This window comes from Serratia plymuthica, assembly GCF_018336935.1.
GTDB lineage: Bacteria > Pseudomonadota > Gammaproteobacteria > Enterobacterales > Enterobacteriaceae > Serratia > Serratia plymuthica_B.
The window spans coordinates 4,382,235-4,403,361 of the sequence record NZ_CP068771.1; the positions used below are offsets into that span (position 1 = coordinate 4,382,235).

General features: G+C 59.6%; 17 protein-coding genes. 10 read left to right on the plus strand and 7 right to left on the minus strand.

What is annotated here, in order from left to right; all coding sequences use genetic code 11:
- Nucleotides 1-4: 4 nt before the first annotated feature.
- Together JK621_RS20430 and JK621_RS20435 are read left to right on the plus strand one after the other, a co-directional pair.
- The gene (locus tag JK621_RS20430) at nucleotides 5-1,474 is read left to right on the plus strand and encodes an aldehyde dehydrogenase (RefSeq protein WP_212557403.1); all 1,470 of its coding nucleotides are present in this window, start codon (nucleotides 5-7) and stop codon (nucleotides 1,472-1,474) included.
- Nucleotides 1,475-1,524: 50 nt separating this feature from the next.
- Entirely contained in the window at nucleotides 1,525-3,165 is a 1,641-nt protein-coding gene (locus tag JK621_RS20435) for a thiamine pyrophosphate-binding protein (protein ID WP_212560255.1), read from the plus strand.
- 41 nt (nucleotides 3,166-3,206) lie between these two features.
- Here JK621_RS20435 and JK621_RS20440 read toward each other — a convergent pair whose 3' ends face one another.
- Nucleotides 3,207-3,959 carry a M48 family metallopeptidase gene (locus tag JK621_RS20440; RefSeq protein ID WP_212557404.1) on the minus strand — a complete coding sequence of 251 codons (753 nt, stop codon included), beginning with the start codon at nucleotides 3,957-3,959 and terminating at the stop codon, nucleotides 3,207-3,209.
- A gap of 238 nt (nucleotides 3,960-4,197) precedes the next feature.
- Between JK621_RS20440 and tkt the strand changes: the two genes are divergently transcribed.
- The 7 genes from tkt to fbaA all read left to right on the plus strand — a co-directional run bounded on the left by tkt (nucleotide 4,198) and on the right by fbaA (nucleotide 14,224).
- Entirely contained in the window at nucleotides 4,198-6,192 is a 1,995-nt protein-coding gene (gene tkt / locus JK621_RS20445) for a transketolase (protein WP_212557405.1), read from the plus strand.
- 194 nt (nucleotides 6,193-6,386) lie between these two features.
- The gene (locus tag JK621_RS20450) at nucleotides 6,387-7,475 is read left to right on the plus strand and encodes an ABC transporter substrate-binding protein (protein ID WP_212557406.1); all 1,089 of its coding nucleotides are present in this window, start codon (nucleotides 6,387-6,389) and stop codon (nucleotides 7,473-7,475) included.
- 78 nt (nucleotides 7,476-7,553) lie between these two features.
- Complete coding sequence (locus JK621_RS20455; protein ID WP_212557407.1) at nucleotides 7,554-9,323, plus strand: ABC transporter permease; 1,770 nt, start codon at nucleotides 7,554-7,556, stop codon at nucleotides 9,321-9,323.
- Nucleotides 9,316-10,386 (plus strand): ABC transporter ATP-binding protein, encoded by a 1,071-nt coding sequence (locus tag JK621_RS20460; protein WP_212557408.1) that lies wholly within the window; start codon nucleotides 9,316-9,318, stop codon nucleotides 10,384-10,386. Before JK621_RS20455 ends, JK621_RS20460 begins: the two co-directional genes overlap by 8 nt.
- A gap of 392 nt (nucleotides 10,387-10,778) precedes the next feature.
- On the plus strand, nucleotides 10,779-11,795 hold the full coding sequence (gene epd, locus JK621_RS20465) for an erythrose-4-phosphate dehydrogenase (RefSeq protein WP_006317321.1): 1,017 nt from the start codon (nucleotides 10,779-10,781) through the stop codon (nucleotides 11,793-11,795).
- Between the two features lie 72 nt (nucleotides 11,796-11,867).
- Nucleotides 11,868-13,028, plus strand: a complete 1,161-nt coding sequence (gene pgk / locus JK621_RS20470) for a phosphoglycerate kinase (protein WP_212557409.1) — start codon at nucleotides 11,868-11,870, stop codon at nucleotides 13,026-13,028.
- A 116-nt stretch (nucleotides 13,029-13,144) separates the two neighbouring features.
- The gene (fbaA, locus tag JK621_RS20475) at nucleotides 13,145-14,224 is read left to right on the plus strand and encodes a class II fructose-bisphosphate aldolase (RefSeq protein ID WP_062868553.1); all 1,080 of its coding nucleotides are present in this window, start codon (nucleotides 13,145-13,147) and stop codon (nucleotides 14,222-14,224) included.
- Nucleotides 14,225-14,276: 52 nt separating this feature from the next.
- Here the strand turns inward: fbaA and JK621_RS20480 are convergent, their stop codons facing one another.
- On the minus strand, nucleotides 14,277-14,945 hold the full coding sequence (locus JK621_RS20480) for a DUF1345 domain-containing protein (protein ID WP_212557410.1): 669 nt from the start codon (nucleotides 14,943-14,945) through the stop codon (nucleotides 14,277-14,279).
- Nucleotides 14,946-15,160: 215 nt separating this feature from the next.
- Here JK621_RS20480 and mscS point away from each other — a divergent pair, with 215 nt between their 5' ends.
- The gene (gene mscS, locus JK621_RS20485) at nucleotides 15,161-16,027 is read left to right on the plus strand and encodes a small-conductance mechanosensitive channel MscS (RefSeq protein WP_212557411.1); all 867 of its coding nucleotides are present in this window, start codon (nucleotides 15,161-15,163) and stop codon (nucleotides 16,025-16,027) included.
- 99 nt (nucleotides 16,028-16,126) lie between these two features.
- On the opposite strand, the gene araD is transcribed toward mscS, so the two are convergent.
- Genes araD through JK621_RS20510 form a run of 5 tightly spaced genes read right to left on the minus strand, consistent with a single transcriptional unit; the run spans nucleotide 16,127 to nucleotide 21,122 of the window.
- The gene (araD, locus tag JK621_RS20490; RefSeq protein WP_212557412.1) at nucleotides 16,127-16,828 is read right to left on the minus strand and encodes an L-ribulose-5-phosphate 4-epimerase; all 702 of its coding nucleotides are present in this window, start codon (nucleotides 16,826-16,828) and stop codon (nucleotides 16,127-16,129) included.
- Nucleotides 16,822-17,682 carry an L-ribulose-5-phosphate 3-epimerase gene (locus JK621_RS20495; protein WP_212557413.1) on the minus strand — a complete coding sequence of 287 codons (861 nt, stop codon included), beginning with the start codon at nucleotides 17,680-17,682 and terminating at the stop codon, nucleotides 16,822-16,824. The genes araD and JK621_RS20495 overlap by 7 nt, the downstream gene beginning before the upstream one ends.
- A 1-nt stretch (nucleotide 17,683) precedes the next feature.
- Complete coding sequence (gene ulaD / locus JK621_RS20500; RefSeq protein ID WP_212557414.1) at nucleotides 17,684-18,340, minus strand: 3-keto-L-gulonate-6-phosphate decarboxylase UlaD; 657 nt, start codon at nucleotides 18,338-18,340, stop codon at nucleotides 17,684-17,686.
- Nucleotides 18,337-19,827, minus strand: a complete 1,491-nt coding sequence (locus tag JK621_RS20505) for an FGGY-family carbohydrate kinase (protein WP_283249340.1) — start codon at nucleotides 19,825-19,827, stop codon at nucleotides 18,337-18,339. The genes ulaD and JK621_RS20505 overlap by 4 nt, the downstream gene beginning before the upstream one ends.
- Nucleotides 19,827-21,122 carry an MFS transporter gene (locus tag JK621_RS20510; RefSeq protein ID WP_212557415.1) on the minus strand — a complete coding sequence of 432 codons (1,296 nt, stop codon included), beginning with the start codon at nucleotides 21,120-21,122 and terminating at the stop codon, nucleotides 19,827-19,829. Before JK621_RS20510 ends, JK621_RS20505 begins: the two co-directional genes overlap by 1 nt.
- Nucleotides 21,123-21,127: the final 5 nt, after the last annotated feature.

Sequence of the window (21,127 nt, forward strand, 5' to 3'; positions counted from 1 at the left end):
GAGCATGGAAAAGTTAAAGATTTTTGTGGCTGGGCGCTGGCGCGAAGGCCGGGGCGATGAGATGGCCTCGGTATTCCCGGCCGACGGCAGCATCAATGCGCGGTTGAACGCCGCCAGCGTAGAGGACGTGAATGAGGCGGTGGAGGCGGCGGAGCGCGCCTGGCGCGCCCCCGAATGGCGTGGCCTGGTGCCGCACCAACGCGCTTCGATCCTCTATCGCGTCAGCAACCTGATTCTGGCGCAACAGGAGCAGTTGGCGCAGTTGCAAACCCGCGACAACGGCAAGCCGTTGGCGGAAACCCGTGGCCTGGTGGCCAGCGCGGCGGCCACTGCCCGTTATTTCGCCGCCGCCTGCGAAGTGCTTGAGGGCGAGCTGCCCACCCAGCGCAGCGCCGAAGTGATGACCCTGAGCCAGTATCAGCCAATGGGCGTTATCGCCGCCATTACGCCGTGGAACTCGCCTATTGCCAGTGAAATGCAAAAGGTGGCCCCGGCGCTGGCGGCGGGCAACGCGGTGATCCTCAAGCCGGCCGAAGCCACGCCGCTGATGGCGCTAAAACTGGCGGAGCTGTTCGAACAGGCCGGGTTGCCCGCCGGGCTGCTCAGCGTGCTGCCGGGCAAAGGATCGGTGATTGGCGAAGCGCTGGCGCGTCATCCGTTAGTGAAAAAGATTTCCTTTACCGGCGGCACCAGTACCGGCCGCCATCTGGCGCATGTCGCCGCCGAAAAACTGATCCCCACCTCGCTGGAATTGGGCGGCAAGTCGCCGACCATCGTGCTGGAAGACGCCGATGTGGAACAGGCGGCGCGCGGGATTTGTTACGGCATTTTCAGCTCAGCCGGGCAGGCCTGCATCGCCGGTTCACGGCTGTTTGTACAGCGTTCGCTGTACCGGCCGCTGCTGGCGCGCCTGAGCGAACTGGCGGCCGGGCTGCGGGTGGGCAACCCGCTGACGCCGGGGGTGCATCTTGGCCCACTGATTAACGACAAGCATCGCCAGAGCGTGGCGGATTATGTCGCGCTGGCGCAGCAAGAGGGCGGCCGGATAGTGATTGGCGGCGAGGCTCCGGCCGATCCGCTGCTGGCGGGCGGCAGCTATTACCTGCCGACGATTATCGAAGGGTTGAGCAACAGCGCCCGAGCTTGTCAGGAAGAGATTTTTGGTCCGGTGCTGGTGGCGCTGCCGTTCGACGATGAACAGCAGTTGATCGAACAGGCCAATGACTCGGTGTACGGCTTGGCGGCCGGGATCTGGAGCCGCGACTTCCCACGGGCAATGGCGCTGGCGGAGCGATTGGAAACCGGCACTGTGTGGATCAATACCTACAAGACATTTTCTATTTCTACGCCTTTCGGCGGTTTCAAAGAGAGCGGTCTGGGCCGCGAAAAGGGTCTGAACGGCATCAAAGCCTACATGCAGCAAAAAAGCTTGTACCTGGCGCTGAACCATCAGGTGAACCGCTGGAGCGATTAGCGTTGGTCGACGGTGCATACCCCTACAATAAACAGATAAGAAGGCTGATGATGAGCGATAAAATAACGGTTGGTGAGGCGATAGCCCGGACTCTGGAACAGTATGACGTGTCGGCGATGTACGGCATCATTTCGATCCACAATCTGCCGATTGCCGATGCGGTGGGGCAGCGCGGAAAAATCCGCTTCGTACCGGCGCGCGGCGAGGCGGGGGCCGTCACCATGGCCGACGCTCACGGGCGCTTTTCCGGCCTGGGCGTGGCGCTGACCAGCACCGGCGCAGGGGCCGGCAATGCGGTCGGGGCGATGATCGAGGCGTTAAACGCCAACACGCCGCTGCTGCACATTACCGGCCAGGTGGAAAAAGCCTGGCTGGACGCCGATGCCGGGTTTATTCATGAAACTCGCGATCAGCTCGGTTTCCTGCGTGCCTGTTCCAAGCGCGCCTACCGGGTTAACTCCCCGGAGCAGGCGGTGGCGGTGATCCAGCGGGCGATCCTGGATGCGCAGACCCTACCTTGCGGCCCGGTGGCGGTAGAGATCCCGATCGATATTCAAAGCAGCCTGGTATCCAGTTCGGTGCTGAGCCGGCCGTTAGCGCCCGCGCCGCTGCCGCCGGCGGATGATGAGGCGGTAGAACGTCTGTATCAGCGGGTGAAAAACGCCAAGCGGCCGCTGCTGTGGCTGGGGGGCGGGGCGCTTGCCTGCGGCGATGCGGTGCGCAAGCTGGCCGACGCCGGGGTGGCGGTGATCTCCAGCACCCACGGACGCGGCATTTTGCCGGACAGCCATCCGCGCAGCCTGCGTGCCTTTCATAATTCTCCGGGCATTGAGGCGATCCTGACGCAGTGCGATCTGACGCTGGTGGCCGGTTCGCGCCTGCGCAGCAACGAAACCCGCACCTGGACGCTGCCGCTGCCGCGCCCGCTGGTGCAGATTGATATCGATCCGGCGGCGGGCAACCGCAACTATCTGGCCGATGAGCAAATCAACGGCGACTGCGCCGCATTGCTCAACGCGCTGGCCGCCCGGTTGAGCCCGGGCGAGAAGGTGAATGCCGACTGGGACGCCGCGATCGCCTCTGCGGTACGGCAGGCGGAAGGCGCGCTGCGCGAGCAGTCGGGAGAGTACGCCAAACTGAACGACGCCATTGCCGACGCGTTGCCGCAGGATGGGCTGTTGGTGCGCGATATCACCGTGTCCGGCAGCGTATGGGGCAGCCGTCTGTTCCGCGCCATTTCGCCGCTTTGCAACATTCACTCGCTGGCCGGGGCGATCGGCATGGGCCTGCCGATGGCGATCGGCACCGCGATCGCTAACCCGCAGCGCAAGGTGGTTGGGCTGGTGGGCGACGGCGGGCTGGCGCTGGGGCTGGGAGAACTGGCGACGATGGCACAGGAGCAGGCCAACATCACGCTGCTTATCATGAACGACGGCGGGTATGGCGTGATGCGCGGCATTCAGGATAAATACTTTGCCGGCCGTCAGTATTACAACGAGCTGCATACCCCGGCGTTTACGCTGGTCGCCGAGGCGATGGGGCTGAAGGCCTGGAAGGTGGACAGTGCTGCGCAGTTCAAGGGCGTGCTGGCGGAAGCGATTAACTACCCCGGGCCGTCGGTGGTGGAGGTGGATATGAACAGTATCGGGCCGCTGACCTTCGCCGGGCCGCCGCAAAAGAGTTTGTACTGATGAAGTGAAAAACGCCCGGCGCTTGCCGGGCGTTCTCGTTGTTACTTGCCTGCTGCGATGCGATCGCGGATATGCTGAGCGCGCTCTTCGGAGGCCGGGTGATCGTCGAACATGCTGCTCTGACGACCGGCTTCCATTTTCGCCAATTTTTCAAAGCTGGTGACCAGGCCGTTAGGATCGATACCGCGTTTTTTCAGCAGGTCGAACGAATAATCGTCCGCTTCGCTTTCCTGTTTCTGCGAGAACTGAGCGTTAACCAGTTTTTCGCCCACATCCGCCAATTGCGATTGCGACAGCGAACCTATGATGCCGCCGGTTGAGGCCGCTGCGGTACGCAACGCCACGGTACCGTAAGCGACCTGCATCGCCTTGCGGGTATGGCCCAACGCCACGTGGCCCATTTCATGACCCAGCACACCTTCCACTTCGTTGTCGGTCATCATGTCCATCAGCCCGCTGTAAACGCGGATACAGCCGTTGGCCATCGCCCAGGCATTCACGTCTTTGGTAACGTAAACCTTGTAGTTGGCCGGCGTGCCATTGATATTGTCTCCCAGCGCCGCCGCGATTTTGTTCAGACGTTTGGCATAAGTGCTGTCGGCCGGCGCGATTTGTGCCTTACTGTCCATCTCTGCGCAGGATTTAACACTCAGGGTTTTTACGTCGTCATTGCTCAGCGTCGCCGCCTGAAACGCCTGCGCCCCAGACTGCATCAGCGTATCGGTATTCAGGTTTTGACAGCCGCTTGCCAAAGTGGCAATGCTTAATGCAATCAAAGAGGTACGAATTTTCATAAGGCCATCTTCCTGTAATGGTAACAAGGGGGAGTGCGATTGTAGTTTAGGGGAAATCTTGTCGCACGAGACTAGTGTACGCCAGCAATCGGGAGAATAGTGTTATTCCGAAAAACCGTCCGATCGTGCTAATAAGTTGTGAACTCGCTCTCATTTGGCATTAGGGATTGCCGTTTTAATGCTGAGTCTGAGAAAATAGAAAACTTGACTGATTTTTTAATCCGACCTGGAGTAAAACATGTCCTCTCGTAAAGAGCTTGCCAACGCCATCCGCGCACTCAGCATGGACGCCGTCCAAAAAGCAAATTCCGGCCATCCGGGCGCACCTATGGGCATGGCGGACATCGCCGAAGTCCTGTGGCGCGACTACATGAACCACAACCCGACCAACCCGCACTGGGCTGACCGCGACCGCTTCGTGCTGTCCAATGGCCACGGCTCCATGTTGATTTACAGCCTGCTGCACCTCACCGGCTACGACCTGCCGATGAGCGAGCTGGAAAACTTCCGCCAGCTGCACTCCAAAACCCCGGGCCACCCGGAATACGGCTACACCCCGGGCGTCGAAACCACCACCGGCCCGCTGGGCCAGGGCATCGCCAACGCCGTCGGTTTCGCCATTGCCGAACGCACCCTGGGCGCGCAGTTCAACCGCCCGGGCCATGACATCGTCGACCACCACACCTACGCCTTTATGGGCGATGGCTGCATGATGGAAGGCATCTCCCACGAAGTCTGTTCGCTGGCCGGTACCCTCAAGCTCGGCAAACTGACCGCGTTCTACGATGACAACGGCATCTCCATCGACGGCCACGTGGAAGGCTGGTTCACCGACGACACCGCCGAGCGCTTCGAAGCCTACGGCTGGCACGTGGTGCGCCACGTCGACGGCCACAACCCGGACGCCATCAAGGCGGCGATTGAAGAAGCCCGCAAGGTCACCGACAAGCCGTCCCTGCTGATGTGCAAAACCGTGATTGGTTTCGGTTCCCCGAACAAGGCCGGCACCCACGACGTGCACGGCGCGGCGCTGGGCGCCGCCGAAGTGGCCGCCACCCGCGAAGCCCTGGGCTGGAAATACGCCGCCTTCGAAATCCCGCAGGACATCTATGCCCAGTGGGACGCCAAAGAAGCCGGCCAGGCCAAAGAAGCCGCCTGGAACGACAAGTTCGCCGCCTACGCCAGGGCCTTCCCGGAACTGGCTGCCGAGTTCAAACGCCGCGTGAACGGCGAACTGCCGGCCAACTGGAAAGCCGAGGCCAAAGCCTTCGTTGAAAAACTGCAGGCCAACCCGGCCAACATCGCCAGCCGCAAGGCGTCGCAGAACGCGCTGGAAGCCTTCGGCAAGGTGCTGCCGGAATTCCTCGGCGGCTCCGCCGACCTGGCGCCAAGCAACCTGACGATGTGGTCCGGCTCCAAAGCGCTGAATGTTGACCTGGCGGGCAACTACATCCACTACGGCGTGCGCGAGTTCGGCATGACCGCCATCACCAACGGCATCGCGCTGCACGGCGGCTTCCTGCCGTACTCCGCGACCTTCCTGATGTTCGTGGAATACGCCCGCAACGCGGTGCGCATGGCGGCGCTGATGAAAATCCGCAATGTGTTCGTCTACACCCACGACTCCATCGGTCTGGGCGAAGACGGCCCGACGCACCAGCCGGTCGAGCAAATCGCCAGCCTGCGGGTGACCCCGAACATGAGCACCTGGCGCCCGTGTGACCAGGTGGAATCGGCGGTAGCCTGGCAGTACGGCATCGAGCGCAACGACGGCCCGACCACGCTGATTTTCTCGCGTCAGAACCTGACCCAGCAGCCGCGTACCGCAGAGCAACTGGCGAACGTGTACCGTGGCGGCTACGTGCTGAAGGACTGCGCCGGTACGCCGGACGTTATCCTGATTGCCACCGGTTCGGAAGTGGGCATCACGGTGGAAGCGGCAGACCAGCTGACCGCCGCGGGCCGTAAGGTGCGCGTGGTGTCGATGCCGTCGACCGACGCGTTCGACAAGCAGGATGCGGCCTACCGTGAATCGGTGCTGCCGGCGGCAGTGACTGCCCGTGTGGCGGTGGAAGCGGGTATCGCGGATTACTGGTACAAGTACGTGGGCCTGAACGGCGCCATCGTGGGCATGACCACCTTTGGTGAGTCGGCGCCGGCAGAGCAGCTGTTCAAAGAGTTTGGCTTCACCGTGGACAACGTGGTGGCCAGGGCGCAGGCGCTGCTGAAATAAGTCACGGCAGGGGCGGCGCAGGCCGCGCCCTGAAGCTGATGACGCCAGGCCCGGCAACTCTGCCGGGCTTTTTTATGCCTAAAAATCGTCCAACCTCACAAAACGCGAAGATAAAAAATCAACGGCGTTGCTTAAGAACGATGATTAACTATATGTTAATTTTTAGTTTCTTAAATGTAAACAGGAGTTGAATTATGTTTAAAAGAATCGGCGCGTCTGTGGTTGCCTTGACAATATTAGGCTCCGTTCCTGCCTACGCCGCTTTCCCGGCCGGCTATCCCGCCGACTACCAGAAGTTGGTCGATGGCGCGAAAAAAGAGGGCAAGGTAGTTATCTACTCCACGACCGACATTAAGGCGGCGGGGCCGTTGATTCAGGGCTTCGAAGCCTTGTATCCGGGCGTGAAAGTCGAATACAACGACATGAACAGCACCGAATTATACAATCGTTACATCAGCGAACAGGCGGCGGGCGGCTCCAGCGGCGACGTGGTTTGGAGCTCGTCGATGGACACCGCGCTGAAGCTGGCGACCGACTACGCACAGGAATACGCCTCGCCGGAGCAGGCTCAATTGCCGAAATGGGCGGTCTGGAAAGAGAAGGCCTACGGCACCACCTACGAGCCGGTGGTATTCATCTATAACAAACGCTTGATCCCACAGGGTGACGTACCGGACTCCCACGCCGCGCTGGCAAAACTGATCGCCGGCCAGACCGACAAGTTCAAAAAGAAAGTCACTACCTATGACATCGAAAAGTCAGGGCTGGGTTTCATGCTGTCGGTGCAGGACTTCAAGGCTGATCCGCACTACTTCGCTACTCTGGCTGACGTCGCCAAAGGCGGCCTGTCGGTACAGTCTTCTACCGGTACCATGATGGAGCGCGTTTCCTCCGGCGAGAACCTGATCGGTTTCAATATCCTCGGTTCTTATGCCGAAGCGCGCGCCAAGACCGACCCGTCGCTCGGTATCTCTTATCCGAAAGATTATACCCTGGTGTTGTCGCGTGTGAGTTTCATCAGCAAAGAAGCCGCCAACGCTAACGCCGCGAAACTGTGGCTTAACTACGTGCTGTCGGAGAAAGGGCAGAACATTCTCGCCAACCAGGCGGACATTCCATCGATTCGTAACGATATCGAAGGCAAGAATGATATCGATGGCATGACCAAGCTGTTGGGCAACGCGCTGAAGCCGATCCCGGTGGATGAGAGCCTGTTGGAGTATTTGCAGCCAGCCAAACGCCTGGACTACATCAAACAGTGGCGCGCCGCCGCAGCGAAATAACAGGAAGCGCATTCGGACGCGCGTCCGTCGCATGGGCGTGCGCCCTTGGGTCGCCGTTTACCACCATAGGGATAATCTATGAATGCATGGCGCAGAAAGTGGCAAAGCCTGCCACGCGGCTTGGTGGTGTTGATAACCGCACTGGTTATCTATGTGCCGCTGTCGTTTATCGTGATTCAAAGTTTCCTCTCCGCCCCCTTTTTCTCCCCGTCCAAGGTGTTCAGCCTTGAGGCGTTTCAGTTTATTTTTACCGACCCGGACTTTTACAAGGCACTGAAAAGCGGATTTATTCTGGCTTTCGGGCTGGTGGTGATCGCCATTCCGCTGGGAGGTATTCTGGCTTTTTTGATGGTCAGAACCGATTTGCCCGGCCGCCGCTTCATTGAGCCGCTGATCCTGGTGCCGATCTTTGTCTCCCCGATGGTGCTGGGGTTTGGCTACGTGGTAGCCGCCGGGCCGGTGGGTTTTTTCTCGCTGTGGGCGGAATCGCTGCTGGGCTTCGTACCCTGGAATATCTACTCGATGTCCAGCATCGTGGTCATCGCCGGGCTGACGCACGTACCGCACGCTTATCTTTATATTTCGTCGGCTTTGCGCAGCGTAGGTTCCGACGTGGAAGAGGCGGCGCGCACGGCGGGGGCCTCGCCCTTGCAGGTGATGACGGCCGTCAGCTTGCCGATGGTGCGGCCATCCATTCTCTATGCCGGCGTGCTGCTGTTTTTCCTTGGGCTGGAGGTGTTCGGCCTGATGCTGGTGCTGGGCGATCCGGAAGGCAACCTGGTGCTGGCGACCTACCTGTATCAACTGACCAATAAGTTGGGTACGCCGTCTTACCATTTGATGGCGGCGGTGGCGGTGGTGCTGATCTGCATCACCATTCCGTTGGTGATGCTGCAGCGCCGTCTGATGCGCACCGCCAACCGTTTCGTTACCGTCAAAGGCAAGGCTTCGCAGGCCCGTGCGCTGCCGCTGGGTAAATGGCGCTGGGTCGCCGGCGCCGTGGTGGTGTTCTGGCTGACGGTCACCATCGGCGTACCGTTGGTGGGCGTGGTATTGCGCGCCTTTATCTCCAACTGGGGCGTGGGCGTTTCCCTCTGGGACGAACTGTCGCTCAATACCTTCCGCACCATCTGGCAGCAACCCAACCTGTTGCGGGCGATTGTCAACTCGATGGCGATTGGGGTGCTCGGCGGCGCGTTGGCGGTGGTTTGCTATCTGTTTATCGGCATCGCCATGCACCGCAAGTCCGACGGCGCGACCCGCTTCCTCGATTACAGCGTGCTGGTGCCGCGAGCGGTGCCGGGCCTGTTGGCCGGTCTGGCTTTCCTGTGGGTATTCCTGTTCCTGCCGATGTGGCTGGATAAATCGCTGAAAGAGGGCTGGCTGTCGGCGCTGCCGGTGGCCGAGTGGCTGCGGGAGAACCTGATCGTCTGGTTACGCTCCTTGCGCAGCACCATCTTCAGCGTTTGGCTGGCCTATACCGTGGTATGGATGGCCTACGGGCTGCGGCTGATTTCCTCCACGCTGTTGCAGGTCGGCCCCGAACTGGAAGAAGCGGCGCGCAGCGCCGGTGCGACCCGTGGCCAGATCACCCGACACGTCACCATTCCGCTGTCGCGGTACGGCCTGATTGGTTCGTGGCTGTTGATGTTCCTGATTTTTGAACGCGAGTATTCCACCGGCGTGTATCTGCTTTCTCCGGGCACGGAAACCATAGGATCGATGCTGGTCTCGCTGTGGGCGGCGGGTGCCATTGATATCGTTGCGGCGCTCTCCTTTATCAACATCCTGTTGGTGGTGTTGGGTTTGGGTATCGCCCTGCGCTTTGGAGTGAAATTACATGATTGAACTTTCGGTAGATAATCTGCATTTGACCTACGGCGACAACCCGGTGCTGAAAGGCGTTTCGATGCAGTTGAAACGGGGCGAGGTGGTTTCGCTGCTGGGGCCGTCTGGCAGTGGGAAAACCACGTTGCTGCGTGCGGTGGCCGGGCTGGAGAAACCGACGCAGGGGCGTATCGTCATCGGCAACAATGCGGTGTACGACGGCAGCGCGCGCAGCGAGATCCCGGCCGAAGAGCGCAACCTCGGGCTGGTGTTCCAGTCTTACGCGCTATGGCCGCATAAAACCGTGTTTGAGAACGTTGCCTACCCGTTGAAATTACGCAAGGTCGCCTCGGCGGAAATTGCCCAGCGGGTGCAGGGCGTGCTCGATCAGCTTGGGCTGGGGGCGTTGGGCAAACGCCATCCGCACCAGCTTTCCGGCGGCCAGCAACAGCGCGTGGCGATTGGTCGGGCGCTGGTGTACAACCCGCCGGTGATTCTGCTCGATGAACCCTTGTCCAACCTGGATGCCAAGCTGCGTGAAGAAGCCAGGGTGTTCCTGCGCGAGTTGATTATCAAGCTTGGCCTGTCGGCGCTGATGGTGACCCACGATCAGAATGAGGCGATGGCGATTTCCGACCGTATTTTGCTGCTCAACAACGGGAAAATCGAACAACAGGGCACGCCGCAGGAAATGTACGGTTCACCTTCAACGTTGTTTACCGCCGAGTTTATGGGCAGCAATAATCGCCTGTACGGCAAGGTCACGGAGGTGAGTGACGGCAAAGCGCGTATCGAGGGTAAAGACTGGGCGCTGTGGGGCATGGCGGGCGCGGGGGTAAAAGCCGGCGCAGAGGGGACGGCGGTGATCCGCGTCGAGCGCGTGCGTCTGGGGGACGATCCTCAGGGTAATCAGCTTGAGCTGCCGCTGCTGACCAGCATGTATCTTGGCGACCGTTGGGAATACCTGTTCCGCACGGTGGCCGAGGATTTTGTGGTGCGTGCCTATGGCAGCGAGGGGCGTGAGCAGGCGTTGTGCAGGCTATCGTTGCCGGCAGAGCATCTGTGGATTTTCCCCAAAGAATAATATCGGCAAGGCCGCACCCGGTTACGGGGCGGCCGGCTATAAATTCGGCATCCTGCCTCGTGTCTTTGGCGCTTACTTAAGTCAAAAGTGTGCGCTAGATCATCTTATTCTCGCAAAACCTCTCCGCGTTGCCCACCGGCTTGCTGCACCTGTTCCTTTTGGCAAAACTTTGGTTTATGCTCGGCTGAAGCGTTTCAGTTGTAGCGGTATCTCGCAGAAATGCCCGAGTGACGCCGGTGAATTACCGCCGGCAGGCAGGAATAATGTTACGCGACGATTCACAGCAGGCGGTGCGATACACTACTCTATGCAGGTTAGTCAGATAACCAGCCTGTGCCCTCTCAACGCCGGTGAACGCGCCCGGCAGAAGAAGGCCCTTTTTCAGGAGCAGCATGACCATCCGCATAGCGATAAACGGTTTTGGCCGCATCGGCCGCAGCGTTTTACGCGCACTGTATGAATCGGGACGTAGAGCGGAAATTTCCGTGGTGGCGATCAACGAACTGGCGAACGCCGAAGGGATGGCCCACCTGCTGAAATACGACTCCAGCCATGGCCGCTTTGCTTGGGATGTCCGCCAGGAATGCGACATGCTGACCGTCGGGGATGACACTATCCGTTTGCTGCATCAGCCGGCGGTGGAACGGCTTCCCTGGGGTGAACTGGGCGTCGACGTCGTGCTGGATTGCAGCGGCGTGTTCGGCAGCCGGGCGGATGGCGAGGCCCATCTGGCGGCGGGGGCGAAGAAGGTGCTGTTCGCCCATCCGGGCGGCAACGATCTGGACGCCACCATCGTGTTTGGCGTCAATCATCAGACGCTGCTGGCGGAACACCGTATCGTGTCCAATGCGTCATGCACCACCAACTGCATTATTCCGGTGATCAAGTTGCTGGACGATGCCTTCAGCATCGAATCCGGCACCGTGACCACCATTCACTCGTCGATGAACGATCAGCCGGTGATAGATGCCTATCACCAGGATTTGCGGCGCACCCGTGCGGCGAGCCAGTCGATTATTCCGGTCGACACCAAGCTGGCTGCCGGCATTACCCGCATTTTTCCGCAGTTTTGCGATCGTTTCGAAGCGATTTCCGTGCGCGTGCCGACCATCAACGTGACGGCTATCGATCTCAGCGTCAGCGTCAGTTCGGCGGTGAAAGTGACAGAGGTCAACCAGTTGTTGCAAAAGGCCGCACAGGGATCTTTTCGTGGTATAGTCGATTATACGGAACTACCATTAGTCTCGATTGATTTTAACCATGACCCGCATAGCGCTATCGTCGACGGTACGCAGACCCGGGTCAGCGGGCAGCACCTGATCAAGACCTTGGTCTGGTGCGATAACGAATGGGGCTTTGCCAATCGGATGTTGGATACAACACGGGCAATGGCCGCAAGCGGTTTCTAGTACGGCGGCATCGGCAGCTTGCCGGTGCGTCGCTTAGGCAACTTTAAAGAGAGTTAACCAAGAGGGTTCACCATGTCTGTAATTAACATGTCCGATCTGGATCTGGCAGGTAAACGCGTTCTGATCCGCTCCGATCTGAACGTACCAGTGAAAGACGGTAAAGTGACTTCCGATGCACGTATCCGTGCTTCCCTGCCGACGATTGAAGCTGCGCTGAAACAAGGTGCTCGCGTGATGGTAACGTCCCACCTGGGCCGTCCTGTCGAAGGCGAATACAACGAAGAATTCTCCCTGCTGCCAGTTGTAAACTATCTGAAAGAGCACCTGAAAAGCCCGGTACGTCTGGCTAAAGACTACCTGGAAGGCGTTGACGTTGCAGAAGGTGAGCTGGTAGTGCTGGAAAACGTCCGTTTCAACAAGGGCGAGAAGAAAGACGACGAAACCCTGTCCAAGAAGTACGCGGCGCTGTGCGACGTATACGTGATGGACGCTTTCGGCACCGCGCACCGCGCGCAGGCTTCGACTCACGGCGTGGGCAAGTTTGCCCCTGTTGCCTGTGCAGGCCCGCTGCTGTCTGCCGAGCTGGAAGCCCTGGGCAAAGCGCTGGGTAACCCGGCTCGCCCAATGGTCGCTATCGTTGGCGGCTCTAAAGTGTCTACCAAATTTGATGTTCTGCAGTCACTGGTGAAAATCGCGGATACCGTGATTGTCGGCGGCGGCATCGCAAACACCTTCGTTGCTATCGACAACAACGTGGGCAAATCATTGTACGAGCCAGACTTCGTTGCTGCGGCAAAAGGTCTGCGCGATCAGTACGGCATTCCGGTTCCAACCGATTCTCGCGTGGGCACAGAATTCTCTGAAACTGCCGTGGCAACGGTGAAAAACGTTTCAGACATCGCTGATAACGAAGAGATTATGGACTTCGGCGACGAAACTGCCTATGCAATGGCTGCGCTGTTGAAAAATGCCAAAACCATTCTGTGGAATGGCCCGGTTGGCGTCTTCGAGTTCCCTAACTTCCGTCGGGGCACCGAAATTGTCGCGAACGCTATCGCAGACAGCGAAGCCTTCTCTATCGCAGGCGGCGGCGACACTCTGGCAGCAATCGACATGTTCGGCATTGCCGACAAGATTTCCTACATCTCAACCGGCGGCGGCGCCTTCCTGGAGTTCGTGGAAGGTAAATCATTGCCGGCGGTAGTGATGCTGGAAGAGCGTGCTAAGCAGTAATTCAGACAACGGGGGGCGAAAGCCGCCCGTTTGTTTTATACCGCGCGGCCAAGGCGGCGCGGCATGCAAAAATCGATTTACATCCATCTACGGCCGACGAAACAGGACAAAGTAACATGTCTAAAATTTTTGATTTCGTAAAACCGGGTGTCATCACTGGTGATGACGTTCAGAAAGTATTCGCAGTAGCTAAAGAGAACAACTTTGCGCTGCCAGCAGTGAACTGCGTGGGTACCGACTCCATCAACGCCGTGCTGGAAACAGCCGCGAAGGTACGTGCTCCGGTTATCGTTCAGTTCTCCAACGGCGGTGCCGCGTTTATCGCCGGCAAAGGCGTGAAGACTGACGTTCCGCAGGGCGCAGCGATTCTGGGCGCGATTTCTGGTGCACATCATGTTCACCAGCTGGCCGAGCATTACGGCGTGCCGGTTATTCTGCACACCGACCACTGTGCGAAGAAACTGCTGCCATGGCTGGACGGCCTGTTGGACGCGGGCGAGAAGCACTTCGCCGCTACCGGCAAGCCACTGTTCTCTTCCCATATGATCGACCTGTCTGAAGAGTCTCTGGAAGAAAATATCGAGATTTGCAGCAAGTACCTGACTCGCATGGCGAAGCTGGGTATGACTCTGGAAATCGAACTGGGCTGCACCGGCGGTGAAGAAGATGGCGTGGACAACAGCCATATGGACGCATCCGCACTGTACACCCAACCGGAAGACGTGGCTTACGCGTACGAAAAACTGAACGCCATCAGCCCACGTTTCACCATCGCGGCGTCCTTCGGTAACGTGCACGGCGTTTACAAGCCAGGCAACGTTAAACTGACCCCGACCATCCTGCGTGATTCTCAGGACTACGTGTCCAAGAAATTCAACCTGCCGCACAACAGCCTGAACTTCGTGTTCCATGGCGGTTCCGGTTCTACCGACGCAGAGATTAAAGAGTCCGTAGGTTACGGCGTGATCAAAATGAACATCGATACCGACACCCAATGGGCAACCTGGGACGGTATCCTGCAGTACTACAAAGCGAACGAAGGTTACCTGCAGGGCCAGTTGGGCAACCCGAAAGGCGCCGACCAGCCGAACAAGAAATACTACGATCCACGCGTATGGCTGCGTGCAGCCCAGACTTCGATGATTACTCGTCTGGAACAAGCTTTCAAAGATCTGAACGCAGTAGACGTTCTGTAATCTCGGTTAGCTGTTTTGCCATAAAGGCTCCCTTCGGGGAGCCTTTTTCGTTTTAGCTTAACAGGCCGGCGCCGACGTTAATCGACAGCCCCAGGATCACCATATTGAACACGAAAGAGATGACCGATTGCAGCAGGGTGATTTTGCGCACTTCCGCCGCGCCGACCGCCACGTCGGCGGTTTGCGACGCCACGGCGATGGTGAACGAGAAGTAGGCGAAATCCAGATAGGTCGGTTCGGCAAGATTGCCGGGGAACATCAGCGGCAGCGGGTTCTGCTGCGCGCCCTTGCGGTAAAACTGATGGGCGTAATGCATGGTGAAGGCCGTCGGCAGCAGCAGCCAGGACACTACCAGCGTGGTGCCGGTCAGCGTCAGATGCAGCGTTTTCAGCGAGTTACTGACCTGCCTGGTGGTGCCCAGCTCAAACAGAATCGACAGAATGCTGACCAGGCAGCCGATGCTGACCAGCGCCAACACCATGCTGGCGCTTTCATCCTGCGAACGGGCAATCTGGCGGATGTGTTGCGGCGTGCTCACCAGCATCAAGCGCCAGAGAAACATCAGGTAGAGCCAGGCCAGCACGTTCCAGCCAACCATCAGGCGTTGCAGTTCAGATAGCTGGGCAGGCAGCAACAGGTAGCACAGGATGCCGGCCCCCACCGAAAGCAGCAGCCTCGGCCGGACTTGCCAGTAGTGTTTAATCGACGACGGAATGTACATGAAGGTCGGGATTCCTTGGTAGCATAAAAGAGTAGCGCTTTGTTTAGCATAGAGGAAATGGCCTTAAACAGGTTGCTGTTTCGGCTATTTTTAGCGCTTGCGGTTGGATGCGGGGCGAATGTTGGTTAACCTAAGGCAGTGGTTTCCAACTGACGATTGATGTCAGTGTATTTTTGCGCGTTTATCCCTTTAGGGGCAGAGTTAGGACAACACGAATGAAAGATTTAAATGTAGTAGACGGCATCAACGGCGCCGGTAACTGGCTGGTGAAGAACCAGGATCTGCTGATCCAGTACGCGGTGAACATCGTTGCCGCTATCGTTATCCTGATCATCGGTTCGATAGTTGCCCGCGTGATAGGCAACGCATTAAACCGCGTGATGAAGCTGCGCGGCATTGACGCCACGGTAGCGGATTTCCTGGCGGCGATCGTGCGTTACGGCGTGCTGGCGTTTACCTTCATTGCGGTGCTGGGGCGCATTGGCGTGCAGACCACTTCGGTGATCGCCGTACTGGGTGCCGCCGGTTTGGCCGTTGGTTTGGCGCTGCAAGGCTCGCTGTCCAACTTTGCCGCCGGCGTGCTGCTGGTGATCTTCCGTCCGCTGCGCGTGGGCGAGTACGTCGATCTGGGCGGCGTGGCAGGGACTGTCGATCAGGTGCAAATTTTCTCTACCACTCTGCGCACCGCAGACAACAAAACCATCGTGGTGCCGAACGGTAAAATCATTGCCGGCAACATCATTAACTACTCCCGCGAGCCGAATCGCCGCGTGGATATCGTGGTGGGCGTGGCTTATAACGCCGACATCGACGTGGTGAAAAAGGTGCTGGGCGACGTGATCGCGGCAGATAAGCGCATCATGCACGCCAAGGGTGTGACCGTACGCCTGAACGAAATGGCGCCGTCTTCGCTGAACTTCGTGACCCGCTCCTGGACCACCAACGCGGAGTACTGGAACGTGTACTTCGATCTGATGGAAAACTTCAAGCGCGCGCTGGATGCCAACAACATCGGTATTCCATTCCCGCAGATGGACGTTCATCTCTATCGCACCGAGCAAGCCGCCGCCAAAGCGGAATAAGCGAAAAGGGGCCCAGGCCCCTTTTTTATTGCCGGCCAGCCGACCAATACCGGCATCAGACGCCTCCCGGCACCTGGCTACGACGGTGACTAACCCGACTTATTGCCCATAATAGGCGTTCTTGCCGTGCTTGCGCAGATAGTGTTTATCCAGCAACTGTTGCTGCATGCTGCCGATACCCGGCGTCAGCTGGCGTGAAAAAATCCCCATATAGGCAATTTCTTCCAGCACCACCGCATTGTGCACCGCGTTGTGCGGATCCTTGCCCCAGGCGAACGGGCCATGCGCATTCACCAGCACCGCCGGAATGGCGTTGGGGCTGATGCCGCGCCGGCGGAAGGTGTCGATAATCACCTTGCCGGTCTCCAGCTCATAGTCATGTTCAATCTCCTGCTCGGTCATCAGCCGGGTGCAGGGGATGGCGCCGTAGAAGTAATCGGCGTGGGTGGTGCCCCAGGCGGGAATGTCCAGCCCGGCCTGCGCCCAGATGGTGGCGTGGCGCGAATGGGTGTGTACGATACCGCCGATATCGGCGAATTCACGGTACAGCGCCAGGTGGGTGGCGGTATCTGACGACGGCTTCTTGGTTCCCTCTATGGTACGGCCGCTGGCGAGATCCACCACCACCATATCCTCGGCCGCCATATGCTCGTATTCCACGCCGGAAGGCTTGATCACCACCAACCCGCGCTCGCGGTCTACCGCGCTGACATTACCCCAGGTGAAGGTCACCAGATTGTGGCGGGGCAGGTCGAGGTTGGCTTCCAGCACCTGTTGTTTAAGCTGCGGCAGAGTTAGCATGTCATTCCCCCTTGTTGCATTTTCTGTTCGATCCAGCGGCGCGCCTGAACGATCTCGGCCACCGGCTCCTCGGCTTTTTCGGTCCACATTTCGATCAGGAAAGCGCCGCGGTAGTTAAGCTGTTGCAGTGTGCGGAATACGGCGACAAAATCCACGCAGCCTTCGCCAAAGGGCACGTCGCGGAACTGCCCCGGCGAACTTTCGGTAACCGGATAGGTGTCTTTCAGGTGGATGGCGGCAATGCGGTCAATGCCCAGCGCCAGCTCCTGCGCCACATCGTTGCCCCAGGCGCTGAGGTTGCCGACGTCCGGATACACCGTGAACCACGGCGATGCCAGGCAAACGTCCCAGGCCTTCCATTTGCTGATGGAGTTCATAAAGGCGGTGTCCATGATTTCTACCGCCAGCATTACCTGGGCGGCGGCGGCACGTTCGACCGCCCATTGCATGCCCTCGGTAAAGCGCGCCAGAGTGCTGTCGTCCTGCTGTTCGTAGTAGACGTCATATCCGGCGAGCTGAATGGTGCGGATACCGACGTCTTTCGCCAACTGAATGGCTTGTTCCATCACCTCGAAGGCGCGCTGGCGCAGCGCATCGTCATGGCTGCCGAACGGGAAACGGCGATGGCCCGACAGACACATTGACGGGATACTGATGCCGGTTTCCAGCATGGCGCTGACCAGCGACAGCCGTTGCTCCTTGTTCCAGTTCAGACGTGCCAGCCGCTCGTCGCTTTCATCCACCGACATCTCGACAAAATCGAAACCGCAGGCTTTGGCCAGCGCCAGCCGCTCGGGCCAGGTCAGGTGTTTCGGCAACGCTTTTTCATAAATTCCCAACGGGTGCTGGCGCATATCAACCTCTCCAGATGTCATCAATGGCGGAACGGAACTGACCGGCGGCGGCCGGCGGATCGGCAGCCTCCGCCAGCGCCCGACCGACGATAAAGGCGGTCACGGCGATGTCTTTGAACAGCGGTAAATCGGCCGGGGTGATGCCGCCGGTGACCGACAGCTCGATGCCCAGATCCGACAGCGCTTTCATCAGATCCAGATCTTGCCGCCCCCAGGTTTGCCCGCTGGCCTGAGCGTCGCGGCCACGGTGGTAGATCGCCTGGCGGATGCCGAGCTCGCGCCACTGTCTGGCGTCGTCCAGCGTCCAGCGGCCGAACAGTTCTATCTGAATGTCCCCCTGATGCTGCTGCGCCACCTCCAGCGCGCCGGCCATGGTGGCCAGCGGTGCGGCGCAGATCACCGTCATCCAGTCGGCACCTTGGCCGAAGGCCTGCTGCGCCAGGGTGCCACCGGCATCGGCCACTTTCAGGTCAGCCACCAACGTATGCTGCGGGCAGCGTTCACGCAGTGCGCTCACCGCCCGGATACCGGCGCTGATGCATAAAATGGTGCCGGCCTCGATGATGTCGACGTGCGATTGCAGGCGTTCTGCCGTTTGCAGGGCTGCGTCCAGCCGGGTATGGTCGAGCGCCAGTTGCAGGCGCGGTTTATTGCTCATGGAACCTCCTGGTGGCCGGATTGCAGCCCTTGCAGCGCCGCAATCAGCGCCTGATAACGGTGATGTTTTCGAGCGTAGGCTTCACCGGCTGCGGTGTCCGGCAGCACCCGTTCGATGCGCGGTGCCAGCGCCAATTGGGCGGCGGTGAAATCACGGAATGCGCCGCTGCCGACCATCGCCGCCATCGCCGCACCCAGACAGCCGGTTTCCTCAACCTGCGGCAGTTCCACCGGCAGGCCGCTGACGTCGGCGAACATCTGCATCCAGGGCGCCGATTTGGCGGGGCCGCCGGTGACGCGTAACGCTTTGGCCGCCGGGAAGCGTTGCCGCATGCGGTTAAGGTGGGTCATATGGCAGAACACCACGCCTTCGTAGATCGCCTGCACCAGATGTTCGCGCTGGTGGAAGGCCTGCAGGCCGTGGAAGCTGGCGCTCAGCCCCAAACCGGCGTTGGATCCGTACAGGAAGGGGGCGAACAGCAGGCTGCTGCCGGCCTTGGGCAACGCGGCGACCCAGTCATTGAGTTGGGCATAGTCGCTCAGCCCCCATTGGCGGCAGAACCACTCCAGGTTGGCGGCTGAGGTGGGGCTGGCTTCGTGGACGATGTATTTCCCCGCCTCGGCGTGGCGGCCATAGACAAAGGGATGGTCGAAACCTTCGGTGATGCTGTCGGTGATGCCGCTGGTGACCGACCAGGTGCCCATCACCGCATTAAGCCGCGTTTCATCTTGCAACCCGGCGCACAGCGCGGTGGAAACCACGTCAAACAGGCCACCAACCACCGGCGTTCCCGGCAATAACCCGGTAGCCTCGGCTGCTGCGGCGTTCACCCGCCCGGCGATCTCGGCAGAGCCAACGATCGGCGGCAGGGCGGGCATGATGTCGCCGATGCCTAACAGTTGCGCCAACGCCGGGTCATAGCGTCCGCCGCTCATCTGGTACAGATTGGATTCGGAGATATTGGTTTCTTCGCAGGCCAGCTCGCCGGTCAGGCAGTAACGCAGGTAATCGTGCGCCATCAGCACGCTGCCAATCCGGCGGTAGCGCTCCGGCTGGTGCTGCCTGACCCAGCGCAGTAGCGAGACCGGGTGGCCGGTCCACAACGTTTGCCGCGTCTGTGGGTACAATGCCTGCGGCACACCCTGTTTCTGCCACTCTTGCACCTGCGCCAATGCGCGCTGGTCGGAAGACAGCATGGCGTTGCCCAACGGCTGGCCTTGTTCGTCTAACAAAAATGCGCCTTTGCCCTGCGCCGAGATGCCGATGGCCTGAATATCCGCGGCGACAATCTCGTTGCGGGCCAGCAATTCGCGGATCACCTCGGCGGCGGTTTGCCACAGCGCGGGCATATCGCGTTCCGCCCAGCCGGGTTGCGGCGCGATAATGTCCAGCGTACGGCGGGCTATGCCCAGCTCTGTGCCATTCCGGTCATACAGGCCGGCTTTGATAAAGGTGCCGCCGCAGTCCAGCCCCAGCCAATAGTCCATTATTCGGCCCCCGCTTTTTGGTCGCATCTGTTCGGCAGCATCAACGCCAGCACCGAGGCGATGGCCAGCGACACCGCGAGGCTGTAAACGCCGACGTCTTTGCTGAACAAGGTGATCAACACGCCGACCATATAGGGGCCGCAGAAACCGCCGAGGTTGCCCAGCGCATTGATCACGCCGCGCGCGCCGCCGGCTACTTCGGCGTTAAACAGCTTGGGCGGAATGGTCCAGAACACCCCGGCGGCGGCCTGGATAAAGACGCCGCAGCCCACCAGCGCCGCGTACGACCACCAGATGTGATCCTTCAGCAGCACCGACAGCGCCATGCAGATGGCAAAGCAGGCCAGCGGCAGTGCGACGAACACTTTGCGCTTGCCGGTGCGATCGGAGAGGGTGGAAATGATCAGCATGCCGAAGATGGCGCCGATATAGGGCAGGATGGCCAGCATCCCGACCTGCTCCATATTGCCGTTGGTGAGCCCCTTGAGAATGGTCGGCAGCCACAGGGTGTAGCCGTAAATCCCGGTCTGGTAGAAGAAGTTCACCAGAATCAACTGCCACATGATTTTGTCGCCCAGCACCCGACGCAGCGAGGCGTTGCGCACCGTTTTGCCTTTGATCAGCAACTGTTCGTCGTGCAGCGTCTTGATCAGATAATCTTTTTCCGCCTGCGAAATCCATTTGGCCTCTTGCGGACGGTTGCTGATGGTGAAATACCACAGCGCCATCACGACCAGCGACAGCGCGCCCTCGACCAGGAACAGCATGCGCCAGTCCCAGGCGGTGATGATCCAGCCGGACAGCGGTGCGGTGAGGATGCCGGCGATCGGCACGAACATGATGACGATGGCGTTGGCGCGGCCGCGTTCCTTGTCCGGGAACCAGTTGCTGATCATGGTCAGCACCACCGGCAGCATGCCGCCCTCGGAAACCCCGAGGGCGAAGCGCAGGAACAGCAATTGATACTGGTTGGCGACCAGCCCGGTCAGCACGGAAATCACCGCCCAGGCCAACAGCGACCAGCCGATGAATTTCTTGCCGTTGCCGTACACCGCCAGCTTGCCGCCCGGCACCTGCAGGAACAGATAACCGATAAAGAAGATACCGCCGGCCAACCCGGCCATCGAAGCGGTGATACCCAGTTCATCGTCCATGCCGCCGGGCATGGCGAAGGCGATGTTTACCCGGTCCATATAGGAAATAATGCAGGTAATAAGAATAGGAGGCACTATTCTCAACCAGCGTAATTTGGGGATCGCCTGGCTTTGGGTGACAGAAACAGAGGCTGTATTCATATATA

Bases quoted from the DNA above. Each gene is read 5' to 3' on its own strand.
- JK621_RS20430 (WP_212557403.1), top strand. From the start codon at position 5: ATGGAAAAGTTAAAGATTTTTGTGGCTGGGCGCTGGCGCGAAGGCCGG.
- JK621_RS20435 (WP_212560255.1), top strand. From the start codon at position 1,525: ATGAGCGATAAAATAACGGTTGGTGAGGCGATAGCCCGGACTCTGGAA.
- JK621_RS20440 (WP_212557404.1), bottom strand. From the start codon at position 3,959: ATGAAAATTCGTACCTCTTTGATTGCATTAAGCATTGCCACTTTGGCA.
- tkt (WP_212557405.1), top strand. From the start codon at position 4,198: ATGTCCTCTCGTAAAGAGCTTGCCAACGCCATCCGCGCACTCAGCATG.
- JK621_RS20450 (WP_212557406.1), top strand. From the start codon at position 6,387: ATGTTTAAAAGAATCGGCGCGTCTGTGGTTGCCTTGACAATATTAGGC.
- JK621_RS20455 (WP_212557407.1), top strand. From the start codon at position 7,554: ATGAATGCATGGCGCAGAAAGTGGCAAAGCCTGCCACGCGGCTTGGTG.
- JK621_RS20460 (WP_212557408.1), top strand. From the start codon at position 9,316: ATGATTGAACTTTCGGTAGATAATCTGCATTTGACCTACGGCGACAAC.
- epd (WP_006317321.1), top strand. From the start codon at position 10,779: ATGACCATCCGCATAGCGATAAACGGTTTTGGCCGCATCGGCCGCAGC.
- pgk (WP_212557409.1), top strand. From the start codon at position 11,868: ATGTCTGTAATTAACATGTCCGATCTGGATCTGGCAGGTAAACGCGTT.
- fbaA (WP_062868553.1), top strand. From the start codon at position 13,145: ATGTCTAAAATTTTTGATTTCGTAAAACCGGGTGTCATCACTGGTGAT.
- JK621_RS20480 (WP_212557410.1), bottom strand. From the start codon at position 14,945: ATGTACATTCCGTCGTCGATTAAACACTACTGGCAAGTCCGGCCGAGG.
- mscS (WP_212557411.1), top strand. From the start codon at position 15,161: ATGAAAGATTTAAATGTAGTAGACGGCATCAACGGCGCCGGTAACTGG.
- araD (WP_212557412.1), bottom strand. From the start codon at position 16,828: ATGCTAACTCTGCCGCAGCTTAAACAACAGGTGCTGGAAGCCAACCTC.
- JK621_RS20495 (WP_212557413.1), bottom strand. From the start codon at position 17,682: ATGCGCCAGCACCCGTTGGGAATTTATGAAAAAGCGTTGCCGAAACAC.
- ulaD (WP_212557414.1), bottom strand. From the start codon at position 18,340: ATGAGCAATAAACCGCGCCTGCAACTGGCGCTCGACCATACCCGGCTG.
- JK621_RS20505 (WP_283249340.1), bottom strand. From the start codon at position 19,827: ATGGACTATTGGCTGGGGCTGGACTGCGGCGGCACCTTTATCAAAGCC.
- JK621_RS20510 (WP_212557415.1), bottom strand. From the start codon at position 21,122: ATGAATACAGCCTCTGTTTCTGTCACCCAAAGCCAGGCGATCCCCAAA.